This is a genomic window from Sphingobium sp. TB-6 (genome assembly GCF_012927365.1).
In the GTDB taxonomy this organism is placed as follows: Bacteria; Pseudomonadota; Alphaproteobacteria; order Sphingomonadales; family Sphingomonadaceae; genus Sphingobium.
The window spans coordinates 600,784-615,952 of record NZ_JABBGL010000001.1; the positions used below are offsets into that span (position 1 = coordinate 600,784).

Genomic DNA, 15,169 nt, shown 5'->3' on the forward strand with positions numbered 1-15,169 from the left:
CGATGCGCATCGTCGATGTCTGCGCCTTCTACGCGCCCAGCGGCGGCGGGGTGAAGACCTATGTGGAACGCAAGCTGCGCGCCGGGGCGCAGGCGGGGCATGAGATCATCATCCTGGCCCCGTCCGACAGCGACCGGGTGGTGGAGGCGGGCGGCGGCAAGATCGTCATGCTGCCCGCGCGGCGTTTCCCGCTGGACCGGCGCTATTCCTATTTCGATGATGAACAGTCGCTCCACGCCATGCTCGACCGGCTGCAACCCGATCTGGTCGAGGCGTCCTCGCCCTGGGGCAGCGCCGCGATGGTGGCGCGTTGGCGGGGGGATGCGCCCCGCGCCCTCATCATGCATGCCGATCCGCTGTCCGCCTATGCCTATCGCTGGTTCGGCCAAGTGCTGAGCCGGGAGCGGATTGACCGGGGCTTCGACTGGTTCTGGCGGCATTTGCGGCGGCTGGACGAGAGTTTCGACATGGTCGTCAGCGCCAGCAACAGCCTGTCCCAACGGCTGGAGGCGGGGCGCCTGAAGCGCGTCGTGACCCTGCCCATGGGCGTGGAGCCCGGCCATTTCAGCCCCACGCGGCGCAACGAACGGCTGCGCGCCCGGCTGCTGGAGCGCTGTGGCCTCGGCCCCGATGCGACGCTGCTGCTGGGGGTCGGCCGCCATGCGCCCGAAAAGCGCTGGCCGATGGTGATAGAGGCGGTCACGTCGGCGGGCTTTGCCACGCCGGTCGGGCTGGTGCTGGTGGGTGACGGGCGGGAACGGGCGCGGGTCCGCCGCGCTGCCGCCAATAATCCGCATATCCAGCTTCTGGCGCCGATGCACGACCGGCCCGCGCTGGCCGAACTGCTCGCCAGCGCCGACGCGCTCGTCCATGGCTGCGAGGCGGAGACTTTCTGCATGGTCGCGGCGGAAGCGCGGGCCAGCGGCCTGCCGGTCATCGTGCCCGACGAAGGGGGCGCTTCGGACCAGGCACGCAGCGGTGGTGGCCTGCTCTATCGCGCCGCTCAGGCCGACAGCCTGGCCGCCGCCATCGTCGATTTCGTGAATGGCGGCCCCGCCGAACAGCGCCGCCGCGCCTCTGCCCTGGCGCCGTCGGTCATGACCATGGACGATCATTTCGGCAGGCTGTTTTCCGCCTATCAGCGCCTCGCGCCGGGCCGCCGTCATGCTGCTTAGACGGTCCTTGCCCCTGATGCGCCGATCCGGACCAGCCGCCAGCGAGAGGCCACAGCCCCGTACCGGTGAGCGGGCGAAGGAGGTAGGCCAACCCCATGCTTGCGGCCTGCGATATCGGGCCGACTGCGAATGCTGGTCCTTCTGGGCAGCTATTCTCTGGTGGCTGCTGCGTTCCAGAGGGCGTTCATGACGCGACCCGATCCGTCTGCGCCGCCATCTTCAGGGGGACGGAAATATCCGCCAGCTTCGCCCGGTCGACCGCAACCCCCTTCAGGATCAGCGCGCGGGCGCCCATGAAATCCTTCGCATTATTGATCGCATCGACCGCCACCACGCGGCCTTGCCGCAAGTAGATGACGGTGAACGGGCCATTTTCCCGGTCGCCGCGCAGGACGATGTCGTCGGCATCCTTGTTGAGCCCGGCGGATTGCAGCGTCAGGTCGAACTGATCGGACCAGAATGTCGGCAGCGCCCGATATTCGGTCGGCGCCTCCATGATGGTGTCGGCGGCGATGGCCGCGGAGTCCATCGCATGCTGCACGGATTCCAGCCGCCACAAGCCCCCGGCGAACGGATTGGGATGCCGGGCGCAGTCGCCTATGGCCAGAACGCCCTCCGCCGACGTCCGGCAATATTCATCGACCAGCACGCCGCCGTCGCAGGCGATGCCCGCCTCTTCCGCCAGCGCCGTGTCGGCATCGATGCCGATGCCGATGATCGCGAGATCGACGGGAATTTCCTCGCCCGATCCCAATCTGACGGCCGACACGCGATCCTCGCCGGAAAAGCCCGCGACTTGCTCGCCCAGGCGCAGCTCGACGCCCCGGTTGCGATGCTGGCGTTCGAAAAAGTCGGACACTGCAGGTGAGGTGACGCGCTGGAGGACGCGGGGTTGCGCTTCGATGACGACGACCTCATGCCCCATCTCGCGCGCCGCCGCCGCGACCTCCAGCCCCACATATCCCGCTCCGATGATGCCGATGCGCCCGCCATTGCGAAGCCCCTCGCGGATCGCATCCACATCCGCGACGGTGCGCAGATAATAGAGGCCCGCAAGCTCCGAACCGGGGCAGCGAAGGTGCCGCACTTTCCCGCCGGTCGCCAGCGCGCACCACCCGAACCGGATGATCCGGCCATCGTCCAGTTCGACCCGCTTGCCGGCGGGATCGAGCGACCTCACCCTGCACCCCAGTTCGAAGCGCACCTGCTGCTCGGCCCAATAATCGCTGTCCCGCAGCAGCAGCCGGTCGATCTGCATGCTGCCGATCAGATAGGCTTTGGACAGGGGAGGGCGGTCATAGGGCAAGCTGTGTTCGTCGCTGACGATCGCGATGCTTCCGGCAAAGCCCTTCTGCCGCAGCGAAATGGCCAGATGCGCGCCCGCATGCCCGCCGCCGATGATGAGGACGTCCACGGCGATTTGATCGTTCAACTCGATTCTCCCAAATGCGTGACCGGGGGACACGCCGCGCCGTCTTTCATGGCGTTTCGGGGAATCTGGGCGATAATCTGTCCGGCAACTATCCCGTTACCGCAGGCGCTGCCCCCATAATGCGGCCTTTTGGCGCGCCAGGCTTGACCCGGCCTTGTAATCGGAGTGTCATCATGAAAAGGCGAAGGGAGGGCTGCGTCAATGATCCGTCGCATCAGGGGGAATATGTCCGCATCTGCGCCGGAAACGCGCCGGGAGGGACGAGCATGCTGACTCAAATGGCCACGCCGAACCGCTTCTGGAATGGAGAGGCGCTTCCGCTCGTGCAGTGGAACAGGTTCAGCAGCACCGACGCCGGCGATGTCGAAGCGCATATGAGCCGGATGTTCTGCCCCCATCGGCTGGATGTCCAGGGCGGGCGCCCGCCGATCGACTTTCGCCACAATCAGGCCCAGCTCAAGGCGCTGACGTTCAATGCGCAGGATTATGGCAATCCCTTCGGCCGCATCTCCATCGACGTGCCCCAGATGGGCGAGAGCTATCTTGTGCAATTTTCGCTGACGGGCACCTCCTTCATCACCCATGACAAGGACAGTTTCAGCCTTGCGCCCGGCCAGATGTGCGTGCTCGCCCCCAATTCGCATTTCCGGCAGACGTTCGACGCGGGTTACAAGCATTTCACCATCAAGATCCCGAAGGCCGACCTGGAACTGGTGCTGGCGAACGAGCTGGGCTTCCGGCCGGACGATCTGGTCTTTTCGACCCGGCCCGTGCCGCTGGTCGGCGCCGCCCAGGCGTTCGCCCATCTCGTCCGCACCATCTGCGACGACATCGACTATGGCCTGACCGGCTATACCCATCCCCGCGCCAGCGGAGCGGTGGAGGATGCGCTCAAGCGCCTGCTGCTCGCCGCGGTGCCGCACAACCATTCCGACCTGTTCGATTCCGTCCCATCCGGCCCTGCGCCCTATTATGTCCGGCGCGTCGAGGATTTCGTCCGGGGCCATGCGTGCGAGGCGATTTCGCTGATTGACATGATCGAGATTTCGGGCGTCAGCGCGCGCTCCCTGCACGCCGGTTTCCGCCGTTTCCGCGGGGTCACGCCGATGGTCTATCTCAAAAATGTCCGGCTCGACCTCGCGCGCAAGATGTTGCTGGGCGGCGTCGAGGAGGGGCATAGCGTCACCGATGTCGCCCTGACCTGCGGTTTCAGCCACCTCAGCAAATTCGCCCGCGACTATGCGGAGCGCTTTGGCGAACGCCCTTCAGCCACCCTGCGGCAACTGAAGGGCTGACCGGGTGGGGGAGAGGGCTGGTACGGCTATGCGCCGGACGGCGCATTTCCAAACAGACTCTCTCAGCCCGCGATATGCACCGCGCCGTCGATAATCTCCACAGTGTAGGTTTTGAGCGCGATCGAGCAGGGGGCGGCGCAGGCCGCGCCGGTCCTTATGTCGAAACTGCCTAGGTGGAAGGGGCAGACGATCTTGCCGTCCTCGATCTCTCCCTCCGCCAGCGACGCTTCGCCATGGGTGCACAGGTCGTCGGTCGCGAATACTTCGCCGTCCAGCAGGTAGACGGCGATCCCATGGTCGCCGTCCAGCTCGACCCGATGAACCTCGTCTTCGCTCAAATCCTCCACCGCGCACAGCCGGATCATTGATCGAACGCCTTCTTGACCATCCAGGGCGGCGTGGCCACCCCCTGAACCCTGAGATCCAGCTTCACAGACGCGAATTTCCATTCTTCTTCCTCATATCTTGCAACGCTGTCGTACCAGCCGCCCAGCCAGCGATCTTCCGGGCCGGAGTCCCCGGCCATGGTGGACAATTCCCAGAGATACCATCGACAGCGCGCCGACCGGCCGTCCTCCGCAAACTCGACATAGGGGGCGACCATATAGTGGATCGACCACAGCACCGCCTCGGCGGCGATGTGGGCGAGCCCTTCGGCAATCGCGCCGGAGCCGTGGAAGGTGGCGAAGCCCTCCGCCGACCAGATGGCGTCGGCATGGAATAGCGGCTGCATGATCGCCGGATCGTTCTTCCGGTCCGCGCCATGGCCGTAACGCGCCACGAGATCCTCTATCTCCTGGCGCGCCTCGATCCGGAACAGCCGTTCCTCGACGGAGAGATGGGCCGTCCTCGCCATGGTCAGGCGGTTGCCATCGGGCTGAGACCGCGCCACGTCTCCTGCCCGCCATGGACGGCGACGAACCGCGCCTCCTCGAACGCATAGGGGACGCCGGGCGAGCCGGAATAAAGCTCGATATGCGGCGCCACCTCGGCAAGCGACAGCGCCAGATTGTAGAGCGCGTGATGGCTCTCCGGCAGCGCCCCCAGCGGGAAACGGTCGACCTCCGCCAGCGCGTCGGAAAGGCGCGGCAGCATCCGGTCGTAAAAGGTGCGCAGTTCCGCCGCGCCCGACCCCTGCCGCTTGCGCTGCCGCTCGTCGGCGGTCGGCAGGTTCCAGCCGAGGCAAAGGGAGAGGTCTTCGAAGCCGGTGGGCAGTATGGTTTGCGTCATGGTCACTTCCCCCTCACGCATTGACATATTGATCGACCACGGCGGCGCTGTGGCGGATGAGGATTTCATCGTCCTGGAGGTTCTGGACCAGCTTGGCGCGCGACTGCATCGCCCGTTGCGTATCCTCCATGGTGGCGGTGTCCTCCAGCCAGGCGTTGCGCTGAAGCGTCATCGCATGTTCGATGGCCCAGCGTTCGGCATTGGTCTTGGGCGGGCGGACATAATAGCGCCCCTCCCACAATGTCCGGTTATGGGCGATCGGCCAGAATTGGTGGGTGAACCAGATGCCTTCCGACACATGGATCAGCGTATTGGGGAAAAGCACGCTCAGTTCGAACGCGAAATCGTCCCTCTTGTCGGGGTTGATCGCGGGCGGCAGCATCGTTTCGGCGCGCTGCGTGACGAGGGAGGCGCCCGCGATGTTATTGGCGATGCCCGCCACCGGCGTCGGCTTCGCGCCCAGGGTGAGGCAGACCGCGCAGCTCCGGTGCGGCCCCATCAGCTTCACATTTTGCAGCCCGGTCGAGAAAGTGTTGGGGAACGACCCGGCGTGGATGGTGTCGACATGATAGGCCTCCGCAAAGGCGTCATGCGCGACCTTCCAGTTGCATTCCAGTTCGGTGTGATAGGTGAACTGATAGCTGAGTTCGGCAAAGGGGAATCCGGCGAAATGCGCGGCATAATCGCCCAGATATTCCGCCAGGCTGTTGTCCGGCGTTTCAGCCAGATTGACGAAGATGAACCCTTCCCAGAAGTCGGTGTGGATCGGGGACAGGCCGTTCTTCCGCTTGTCGAAACATTGGTAGAAGCGTTCTTCGCTCGGCACATGCTTCAACGCGCCGTCCGCGCCATAGACCCAGCCGTGGAAGCGGCAGGTGACGATGGCCGCCCTGCTGCGGCCGAAGGTTTCCGGGCCGGTTTCGGTGACGACGGTGTTGCCGCGATGCGCGCAGACATTGTGGTGGGCGCGCACGACATCATCCTTGCCGCGCATCAGGATGATCGACGTGTCGGCGGCGGCGAGGCGCTTGACCTTATAGTCGCCCTTGTTGGGGATTTCGTCGACGCGCCCGACGCACAGCCAGACCTTCCTGAATATCTTCGCCCGCTCCAGTTCGTACCAGTCCGGGTCGATATAGGGTTCGATGGAGATCGGACCCGATCCCAGTTCGGGATGTTCGTGTAACCAGCGATGCGCTTCGTTCATCATCCTGTCCTTGCTGTTGCGATCGGTCGCCGCGTCCGCCGCTTCCCGAATGCGTGAATTCGGCATGGATGATGTCGGCGCGCGCCTTGCCCCGCTAGCCCGTTCCGGTGCACCTTAGCCTGGGGGCGCATCAAAGGCGCGATGGATCGGGAGCGGGAAGAAACGCCTTTTTTCGCCGCTTTGCACTCCGTCGCGCTCAGATGTCGAACGTCGCAGGATCAGGCTAGCGCGCCTGGCCGATCTGGGTTCGATTAGAGGCGGGCGTCCAGCAAGGGCGGTGACCGCACCTTTCGGGGACTGGGCGGTATCAGAAAAACAAAATGCCAATCGAGACGGGGAGTCAAAAAAATGGAAGCTGAAACCTGCAAACCCATATCATCCGGCCGTGCTGCCCAGTGCTTGCAGTCCGGTTCGTTTCGCGCGCTGATGGCTGGCCTGGCGCTGGCCTCCGGAACGCCCGTTCTGGCGCAGCAGGCGCCGGAAGATCCGGCAGCGAACCAGAGCGCCGGTATCGAGGAAATCACGGTCACGGCCCGCCGCCGGGCGGAATCGCTTCAGGACACGCCGATCTCCATCTCGGCCGTGACGTCGGAAGGTCTGGCGCAACGCGGCATCGACAATGTCACCCAGATCGGTGACTTCACGCCGAATGTGAAGTTCAACAGCTCGGTTCCCGTTTCCGCCAGCAACGCCACGGCGGCGATCTTCATTCGCGGCATCGGGCAGAATGACTATCAGCTCTCCGCCGATCCGGGCGTAGGACTATATCTCGACGGCGTTTATATTTCACGCGGCGTCGGCAATGTCCTCGACGTGCTCAATGTCGAGCGCATCGAGGTGCTGCGAGGTCCGCAGGGCACGCTGTTCGGCCGCAACACCATCGGCGGCGCGGTGAGCGTGGTGACGAAGAAGCCCGCCGACGATCTGGGCGCCAGCCTGGAACTGACCACGGGAAGCTACAACCGGGTGCAGATCAAGGGATCGATCGACGTGCCGTTGGCGGAGGGGGTCTATACCAGCTTCTCCGGTTTCTATCATCTGCGCGAAGGCTATGTGAAGGGCACGGTGCCGCTGGCGCCGGATCTGGGCGACACCAATACGATGGCGGGCCGCTTCGCGGTTCGGCTTGAACCGACGAGCAAGCTTTCCATCAACATCGCCGTCGACGGCACGCGCTCGCGGGAGGAAACCGCGCCCAACGTCATGCTGGCGGTCGATGAGAACGCCCCTGCGGCGCAGGTCTGGAACGGCCTTTATTCCGGCGCGGCCAGCATCTGCACCGATCTTTCCAATCCGGCCCGGCTTTCCGACACGCGCTGCTACAACAGCCAGTGGGCGCAGGCGCCCTATCGCCATGGCGGCACGTTCCGGGCGGTGTCCAGCACCTTCGACAATTTCGGCAAGCGCCGCTATCAATCCGCGTCCGACCTCAACATCTGGGGCGTTTCCGGCACGGTGGAATGGCGGCTGGGCGAGAATGTGACGGCCAAGTCCATCACCGCCTATCGCAAGGTGACGGGTTTCTGGACCCGCGATTCCGATCATAGCCCCGCCAGCATCGTCCAGACCAAGAGCGACTGGAAGCAGGATCAGTTCTCCGAAGAGCTGCAACTGATCGGTGACGCCCTCGACAACCGCCTGAACTGGGTTGTCGGCGGTTATTATTCCAAGGAAAGCGGCAATCATCAGGATCTGGTCAATATTGTCGACGCCGTCTTCATGAGCGGTGCGATACTCGATGGGCGAAGCCTTGCCGCCTTCGGTCAGGCGACGTTCGAGATCGTCCATAATCTCAGCCTGACGGGCGGCATACGCTGGACCGAGGACAGGAAGACTTTCGACAATGGCAACCAATATGTCGTGGCGGCGGGCTTCCTGACCGGCCAGCCCTTCAATCCTGACGGTTCGGGCCTTCAGGACGGCGATCCGCTGATGGGTCCGCCCGGACGCACGACGATCAAGGACCGCGCCTGGACGCCGATGGCCAGCCTTTCCTATCGCTGGTCGCCCGAATTCCTGACCTACGCATCCTATTCGCAAGGGTTCAAGGGCGGCGGCTTCACCCAGCGCGTCTTCCCGCCCTTCGCCAATATCCCGTCCTTCCGGCCGGAGACGAGCACCACCTATGAAGTCGGCTTCAAGTCCGACCTGCTCGACCGGCGGCTGCGGCTGAACGGCGCGGCGTTCGTCAACGATTATGACGATCTGCAGATCACGGTGAACGACCCGCGCCTGGGCTTCGCGCCGATCATCCAGAACGCCGCGAAGGCGCGGATCAAGGGTCTGGAACTCGAATTGCAGGCGCGCCCGACCGAGGCGCTCAGGCTGGAGGCGGGGCTCGGCTATCTTGACGCCAAATATCGTCAGGTGGACATCCGCGCCCTCAACAGCGGCGTGACCAAGGATTCTCATCTGCAAAATGCGCCGAAGTGGACGCTGAGCGCTGGCGTGTCCTACGACATCCGGGTGGATGGCGTGGGCAAGTTCACGCCGCGGGTCGACTGGTCCTATCGTTCGAAGGTCTATAATGACGCGGTGAACAGCCCGCTGCTGATCCAGAAGGGCTATCATCTGGTGAACGCGTCGATCGGCTATAGCGACGAGCCCGAAAGCTGGCTGATCACGCTGGGCGTCAAGAATCTGACCAAGGAGGTCTATCTCGGCTCCGGCTTCGTGGATTCCTTCGGCGGGATCACCGAGGGCGCGTTCGGACGTCCCCGCGAATGGTTCCTGAGCGCGCGCCGGACCTTCTGAAATCATGCGGGCGCTGGGTTCCGGCGCCCCTTTACCGGGCGAGGATGCCATGCCGGAAACATTGGAACGCAAGGTCGAACGTCTGGAGGCGCTGCGCGATATCGACACGCTGATCGTCGATCTTTCGCGGGCGTTCGATGCGGGGCCGTCGGCTCAGATGCTGCGGCCCTTGTTCACGGAGGATGCGGTCTTCCAGATCGACCGATATGGCACGTTATCGGGCGGCGAGACGATCGCGCAGGGGGTCGCTGGCAATGCCGATCAGGGCTTCAAATGGACCCTGCATTATCTGGTTTCGCCCAAGGTGACGCTCGATCCCGGCCATGACCGGGCCGCCGTCGACTTCATGCTGTGGGAAGTCGCCACTTCGGCAAGCGGGCGGGCCTATTGGATTGGCGGGCGTTATGTCGCGGAAGCGCGGAAGAGGGAGGGAAATTGGCGCTTCAGCGCGCTGGAATTGCGGGCCGATCTCATATCCCATTATCCCGATGGCTGGCGTGAGAAACCCGCCGCTTTGGCCGATGCATGATCCGCCATGCGTTTGATTGCGGCCAGGGGATGATGGCTGCCCTCTGGTCCTAGCGCCTGCTCGATAAGAAGCGGCAGACTTCACTGGAATTTTCGGAGAGAATCATGACTAGGACATGCACGGCGGGAGATCTGCGCCATATCAATCGCAGCGTCGATGACATTCGCGACGAACTCGGCATCGATCCGGTTTCGGTGCGGGCGATCAGCGATCCGGCCATTTACGAGCTGGAACGCGAAAAGATCTTCCGGAAGACTTGGCTGAAGGTCGCGACAAGCTGGGAGATTCCGAACATAGGCGATTATAAGGTCAAGGAACTGCCCGTGGCCGATGCGTCCGTGCTGATCGTGCGCGGCAAGGACGGCCAGATCCGGGCCTTCCACAATGTCTGCACCCATCGCGGGAACAAGGTGGTTCCGACCAGCGGTTTCGAAACCTTCGGCCGGTCGCGCGCCAATGTGGTGACCTGCCGGTTCCACGGCTGGGTCTTCTCGACCGATGGACCGCTGCGGTCGGTGCCGATGAAGGAAAAATTCGGCAAGCTCGACACGGCATGCCTTGGCCTGCGCGAAATCCATTGCGATAGTTGGGAAGGCTTCGTCTTCATCAATTTCGACGCCGAACCGGCTCAGACGCTGACCGAATATCTGGGCGATTTCGGCAAGCTGTTCGGCGGCTATCCCTATGCGGAATCGACCACTGCCTTCCGCTATTCGACCGTGCTGAACTGCAACTGGAAGGTCGCGCATTATGCCTTCAGCGAAGGCTATCATGTGCCGACCATCCATGCGGGGTCGCTGCCGGGCTTCAAGGGGGTGGAGCATAGCGATTTCAAGCTGATGGGGCCGCATGCCTCCTCCACCATCTATGGGGCGGGCATGGACACCGCGCCCTCTACGCTGGCCTTCGCATCGATGCTGAGCACGACCGAGCGCCACCGCCCGCGCCCCGATCAGTTGCCGCCCGCGATCAACCCGGAACGGCGGGCGGATTTCCAGTTCGAGCTGCCCAATCTGTTTCCCAATTTCATCATCCATCTGGCGTCGGGCTGCGGCTATCCGGGCATGTCCTTTTTCACCCATCAGTTCTGGCCGCTCGATCATGGGCGGACGCTGTGGGAAGGCATCAACTATTTCCGGCCAGCCCAGACCGCGGCGGAACAGGTGGCGCAGCAGCATGTGAACGCGCTGCACCGCAACGCCTGGCTGGAAGACACCGCCACCATGGAAGACACTTTCGCCGGCATCATGTCCGGATCGATCGATGCGATGCAATTGATGGACCAGGAATTCCTGATCCGCCACGCGGCGCGCACGCTCGACACCTATCTCGCGGCCTGAGGAACCATAGCATGACGAACCCCATCCTTCCCGCGCCCTTTGCCGATCTGGCGCCGCTTGCCGCCCATTGGGCGCGCCCGAGCGAGAATGAACGCAGCGAAATCCGCTGGACCGCCACCGCCGCCGATTTCAAGGCGCTGTACGATGCGATGATGCCGCGCCTCGATGAGATATTGCGCCTGCTGTCGGACCATCCCGCCACCGGCATGCCGGAGGATGTCCATAATCTCTTCCTGCTGGCCTGCGCCTTTGCCGAAGCCTCGCCCCATCATGAGCTTTACAGCGGCAGCAGCGCCGTTCCCTTCAGCTTCGACGCCAGGCGGTTCGTGCGCATGGATGGCGATGCCGCGCTCTGAGCGTTCCCACAGAAAGCAAGGGTAATTCCAATGTCTGATGCACGTTCGCATATCGAGGTTTACGACTATAGCGGCGGGATCGTCGGGCCGGGCATCGAACCGGCCGGGACGGTTCGCGATGGCGGCACGATCCGCACCGGCACGCCGCCGGGCTGCTGGGGGCCGATGATCACGCCGAAATTCCAGGGCGGCCATGAAGTCACCCGCCCGGTGCTGGTCGAGGGCGCGGAGGTGGGAGACGCCATCGCCATCAAGTTGAAGACGGTGCGCGTCACTTCGCTCGCCACCTCCTCGGGCGTCATGGAATTTGTCGAGGGGCGCTATGTGGGTGATCCCTTCGTCGCGAAGCTCTGCCCGAGCTGCGGCACGACCGCGCCGTCCAGCCATATAGAAGGGATCGGGGAAGAGGCGGTCCGGTGCGACAATTGCGGCGCGGAAGTGAACGCGTTCCGCTTTTCCAACGGCTATGTCATCGTGCTGGACCGGGAAAACAACGTGTCCCTGACCGTCGGCAAGGATGTTGCGGAACGGATCGCTGGCGATGCCCGCACTATCGCGGCCATGCCGGACCAGTCGCACCAGCATTCCATCCTTGCCCTGGCGCGGGCGGATATCGCCGGTCTCGCCAGCCGCATGCGGCCCTTCCTCGGCAATATCGGCACGGTGCCGTCACGCGACCTACCGGATTCGCACAATGCGGGGGATTTCGGTTCCTTCCTGATCGATGCGCCCCATGGCTACAGCTTCACGCAGGAGGAACTCGACCAGCACAAGACCGACGGCCATATGGACACCAATTCGGTGCGCGAGGGCGCGATTCTCATTTGCCCGGTCAAGGTGCCGGGCGGCGGCGTCTATATGGGCGACATGCATGCGCAGCAGGGCAATGGCGAGATTGCGGGGCACGCCACCGACGTGTCGGGCGTGGTCGAACTGGAAGTGAAGGTGATCAAGGGGCTGAAACTGGACGGCCCGATCCTGTTGCAGCATCGCGACGACCTGCCCTTCCTGGCGCAGCCGATGAGCCGGGAGGAAAGCGCGGCGGTCGGGCGTCTGGCCGAACGCTACGGCCAGAAGAGGATCGAGGATAATGGGCCGATCACCTTCATCGGTTCGGGACCGACGCTGAACGACGCTACCAAAAACGGCCTCGCCCGCGCCGCCGAGGTGACGGGATTGCCCTATGACGAAATCCTGAACCGGGCGACGATCGCGGGATCGATCGAGATCAGCCGTCTGCCGGGCGTCGTTCGGGTCACTTTCCTTTGCCCGACGCCGATCCTGGAGCGCATGGGTGTGGCCGAACTGGTGCGCCAGCAATATGGCCCGCTGGCGTGATCCACATGAATGGGGCGAAGAGGTCCGGCCTGATCGTCATCGGCAAGGATGTGGTGGATCGCATGCTGCATCTGGAAACCGGCAGGACCGATGAGGCGCTGAACGCGCGTTTCGGCATCAGCTACAATAGCTGGCGCAAGGTCATTGCGGGCCGCCCGGTCCGCTCGTCCATGGCCGCCCGGCTGATGCAGCGCGTCGAAAGCATCGATCCGGGCGCGCCCGATAGCTTTTCGGCATGAAATCGGAGCTGAGCGGAAAACCCGTGACGCCGCTGCTGGGTGACGGCGCTCTGCCGCCATCCTTCCTCCATTCATGACGATGATCGCTGATATTCAACCATTTGGAGAGGCATGATGACCGAAGATTTCGTGAATTCCCCGGCGGTCCAGACCCTGCTGGATCGTGCCAGCGGCCTTGATGCAGAGGGTGGCGACAAGCGGTTGAAGGCCATCACCCGCGACCTGGTGGAAGCGGTGATGAAGACCATCGTGCGCCATGACGTGACAGAGAGCGAATTCTGGGCCGCGATCCAATATTTCCAGAATGGTGCGGCTGAATTCGGCCTGATCGTGCCGGGCGTCGGCCTGGAACATTTCATCGACCTTTTCATGGACGCCAAGGATGCCGAAGCGGGTAGGACCGGGGGCACGCCGCGCACCATTGAAGGGCCGCTCTATGTCGCGGGCGCGCCATTGGTGGAGGGCGACGTCAACCTGACCGACGATGCCGACGACACCGGCACGCTCTATATGAGCGGCGTGATCAAGGGACCGGACGGCGAGCCGGTCAACGGCGCGATCCTGCATGTCTGGCACGCCAATTCCCAAGGCTGGTATTCCCATTTCGACCCGACCGGCGAGCAGACCCCTTTCAACAACCGCCGCCGCATCAGGATCGGCGGCGACGGGCGCTATGCCTTCCATTCGAAGATGCCGAACGGTTACAGCGTGCCTCCGGGCGGCGCGACCGACCGGCTGATGCAGGCGCTGGGCCGCCACGGCAATCGCCCGGCCCATGTCCATTTCTTCATCGAGGCGCCCGGCTATCGCATGCTGACGACGCAGATCAACTTTGGGGACGATCCGTTCGCGGCGGACGATTTCGCCTTCGGCACACGGGAAGGCCTGCTGCCCGTCCCAAACCGGCAGGGCGACACCGCCACCATCGCCTTCGATTTCGAACTCCAGAAGGCCGATGCTTCCAGCGAAGAAGCTTTTTCGGCACGGGCTCGCGCTGTGGCTTGAGGAGGAGGCTTTTCATGCGGAAGATTGTCGGCAGCCCTGCCTTCCACCCCGAAACGGCCGCGCCGCCGCCGCACAGCGAAGCGCTCGTCAAGCTGATGAGCGGCTCCCGGTTGGCGGTGATGGACTTTCTTGCCTGAAGGTAAGCTAATGCCGGGCGAGGCGGCGGCGGTTCTTCCCCACCGCCTTGCGATAATGCGCGGTGGATGCCTGCATGACGGAAAGCGGCGTCGTGCCCAGGGCGCCGGTCATCGCCTTCCATTGCAACTGGGCCACGGCTTCGATTTTCTCTGAGACCATCCTTTGCACCTCGATTGCCGCCGCCGGATTGCCGGCCAGCAGCTTCGGCATGCGCAGGCTGATCACCATGGCGGCTTCCAGGCCGAGGCTCCAATAGCCCAGTGCAACCGTCATCGGATTGATCTGCTGCATTTCGATGTTCTCCGTTGCTTCCAGTTGAATCCGGAAGGCCGATCCATGGGATAGCTGAATATCGGTGGCTGTCACCTTTCTTGCGCCGATCCGCGAGCATGTCTTGATCCATGTCAGCCGATTTTCCAGGAACCCGGTGCAGGCTCCACGGGTTTCCCCGAAAAGCCTCTCGTGCGTAGGGGTGATGGGAAAGTGAGTAATCGTGGCGGCATCGTTCGAAGACAGGGTGGTTCAAGACCGGCTGAATGAAAGTCGCGGTCCGGAATTCCTGGCTCTCGCCTTTCGGGAGTTCTTCAAAAATCCTCTGGCCGTGGGTTCCGCCTTTCCAGCTTCGCGTTTCCTGGTCGATACCATGCTTTCTCCCGTCGACTGGAGCCGGTTGAATTGCGTCGTCGAATATGGGCCGGGCACCGGCATATTCACTCGCGCCTTGCTGGATCGCCTACCGGCTCACGCGCGGTTGCTGGCCATCGACACCAGCGCGGCGTTCATCGATCATTTGCGCGATGCGACCCCGGACAGGCGCCTGATCGCCGTGAGCGGCTCAGCGGACGCTGTCCTGGACATCATGGCCGATCATGGACTGGACGAGGCGGATTGCATCCTTTCCGGCTTGCCTTTTTCGACGCTGACGCGGGATCGGGGGGAGGGGTTGATGCGGGTGAGCGGGCGGGCCTTGGCGCCTGAGGGAAGGTTTCTGGCCTATCAGATGCGCCAGGCCGTCGGGCCGCTGCTGGAGGGTCGTTTCGCGAAGGTCGCGACGGGCTTTGAATGGCGGAACGTGCCGCCCTGCCATCTATATTGGGCGTCGCGTCCCCTCTGAGGAAGGGACGCATCGCA

The 15,169-nt window shown here is 63.6% G+C and carries 17 protein-coding genes; 11 read left to right on the top strand and 6 right to left on the bottom strand.

The features are described from left to right. Positions 1 to 2 precede the first annotated feature (2 nt). Complete coding sequence (locus tag HHL26_RS02720; protein WP_066562402.1) at positions 3 to 1,175, top strand: glycosyltransferase; 1,173 nt, start codon at positions 3 to 5, stop codon at positions 1,173 to 1,175. Between the two features lie 184 nt (positions 1,176 to 1,359). Here the strand turns inward: HHL26_RS02720 and HHL26_RS02725 are convergent, their stop codons facing one another. Continuing rightward, complete coding sequence (locus HHL26_RS02725) at positions 1,360 to 2,607, bottom strand: FAD-dependent oxidoreductase (protein WP_066562404.1); 1,248 nt, start codon at positions 2,605 to 2,607, stop codon at positions 1,360 to 1,362. Between the two features lie 266 nt (positions 2,608 to 2,873). Between HHL26_RS02725 and HHL26_RS02730 the strand changes: the two genes are divergently transcribed. Next, a complete protein-coding gene (locus HHL26_RS02730) occupies positions 2,874 to 3,902 on the top strand; it encodes an AraC family transcriptional regulator (RefSeq protein WP_066563774.1) in 1,029 nt (342 codons plus the stop codon). A gap of 62 nt (positions 3,903 to 3,964) precedes the next feature. On the opposite strand, the gene HHL26_RS02735 is transcribed toward HHL26_RS02730, so the two are convergent. Genes HHL26_RS02735 through HHL26_RS02750 form a run of 4 tightly spaced genes read right to left on the bottom strand, consistent with a single transcriptional unit; the run spans position 3,965 to position 6,405 of the window. Continuing rightward, positions 3,965 to 4,267: a non-heme iron oxygenase ferredoxin subunit gene (locus HHL26_RS02735; protein ID WP_066562408.1), complete on the bottom strand. Its 303-nt coding sequence runs from the start codon at positions 4,265 to 4,267 to the stop codon at positions 3,965 to 3,967. Then, positions 4,264 to 4,794, bottom strand: coding sequence for a nuclear transport factor 2 family protein (locus tag HHL26_RS02740; protein ID WP_145907582.1), 531 nt, complete (start codon positions 4,792 to 4,794; stop codon positions 4,264 to 4,266). The genes HHL26_RS02735 and HHL26_RS02740 overlap by 4 nt, the downstream gene beginning before the upstream one ends. Then, positions 4,761 to 5,132 (bottom strand): hypothetical protein, encoded by a 372-nt coding sequence (locus tag HHL26_RS02745; protein WP_066563778.1) that lies wholly within the window; start codon positions 5,130 to 5,132, stop codon positions 4,761 to 4,763. The genes HHL26_RS02740 and HHL26_RS02745 overlap by 34 nt, the downstream gene beginning before the upstream one ends. 13 nt (positions 5,133 to 5,145) lie before the next feature. Next, positions 5,146 to 6,405, bottom strand: a complete 1,260-nt coding sequence (locus HHL26_RS02750; protein ID WP_237230146.1) for an aromatic ring-hydroxylating dioxygenase subunit alpha — start codon at positions 6,403 to 6,405, stop codon at positions 5,146 to 5,148. Positions 6,406 to 6,687: 282 nt separating this feature from the next. On the opposite strand from HHL26_RS02750, the gene HHL26_RS02755 reads away from it, so the two are divergent. The 8 genes from HHL26_RS02755 to HHL26_RS24460 all read left to right on the top strand — a co-directional run bounded on the left by HHL26_RS02755 (position 6,688) and on the right by HHL26_RS24460 (position 14,037). Then, positions 6,688 to 9,093, top strand: coding sequence for a TonB-dependent receptor (locus HHL26_RS02755; protein ID WP_082748999.1), 2,406 nt, complete (start codon positions 6,688 to 6,690; stop codon positions 9,091 to 9,093). 49 nt (positions 9,094 to 9,142) lie between these two features. After that, positions 9,143 to 9,622, top strand: coding sequence for a nuclear transport factor 2 family protein (locus tag HHL26_RS02760; RefSeq protein WP_066562410.1), 480 nt, complete (start codon positions 9,143 to 9,145; stop codon positions 9,620 to 9,622). A gap of 104 nt (positions 9,623 to 9,726) precedes the next feature. Continuing rightward, entirely contained in the window at positions 9,727 to 10,962 is a 1,236-nt protein-coding gene (locus HHL26_RS02765) for an SRPBCC family protein (protein WP_066562411.1), read from the top strand. Between the two features lie 11 nt (positions 10,963 to 10,973). Next, a complete protein-coding gene (locus HHL26_RS02770; protein WP_066562412.1) occupies positions 10,974 to 11,318 on the top strand; it encodes a hypothetical protein in 345 nt (114 codons plus the stop codon). 30 nt (positions 11,319 to 11,348) lie between these two features. Beyond that, entirely contained in the window at positions 11,349 to 12,656 is a 1,308-nt protein-coding gene (locus HHL26_RS02775; protein ID WP_066562414.1) for an acetamidase/formamidase family protein, read from the top strand. A gap of 5 nt (positions 12,657 to 12,661) precedes the next feature. Further along, positions 12,662 to 12,895, top strand: coding sequence for a hypothetical protein (locus tag HHL26_RS02780; protein WP_066562417.1), 234 nt, complete (start codon positions 12,662 to 12,664; stop codon positions 12,893 to 12,895). A 114-nt stretch (positions 12,896 to 13,009) separates the two neighbouring features. Then, the gene (locus HHL26_RS02785) at positions 13,010 to 13,900 is read left to right on the top strand and encodes a dioxygenase (protein ID WP_066563782.1); all 891 of its coding nucleotides are present in this window, start codon (positions 13,010 to 13,012) and stop codon (positions 13,898 to 13,900) included. Between the two features lie 14 nt (positions 13,901 to 13,914). Continuing rightward, positions 13,915 to 14,037: a hypothetical protein gene (locus HHL26_RS24460; RefSeq protein ID WP_257721825.1), complete on the top strand. Its 123-nt coding sequence runs from the start codon at positions 13,915 to 13,917 to the stop codon at positions 14,035 to 14,037. A 7-nt stretch (positions 14,038 to 14,044) separates the two neighbouring features. On the opposite strand, the gene HHL26_RS02790 is transcribed toward HHL26_RS24460, so the two are convergent. Continuing rightward, positions 14,045 to 14,329: a hypothetical protein gene (locus HHL26_RS02790; RefSeq protein WP_066563784.1), complete on the bottom strand. Its 285-nt coding sequence runs from the start codon at positions 14,327 to 14,329 to the stop codon at positions 14,045 to 14,047. Positions 14,330 to 14,531: 202 nt separating this feature from the next. On the opposite strand from HHL26_RS02790, the gene HHL26_RS02795 reads away from it, so the two are divergent. After that, positions 14,532 to 15,152: a methyltransferase domain-containing protein gene (locus HHL26_RS02795; protein WP_145907585.1), complete on the top strand. Its 621-nt coding sequence runs from the start codon at positions 14,532 to 14,534 to the stop codon at positions 15,150 to 15,152. Positions 15,153 to 15,169: the final 17 nt, after the last annotated feature.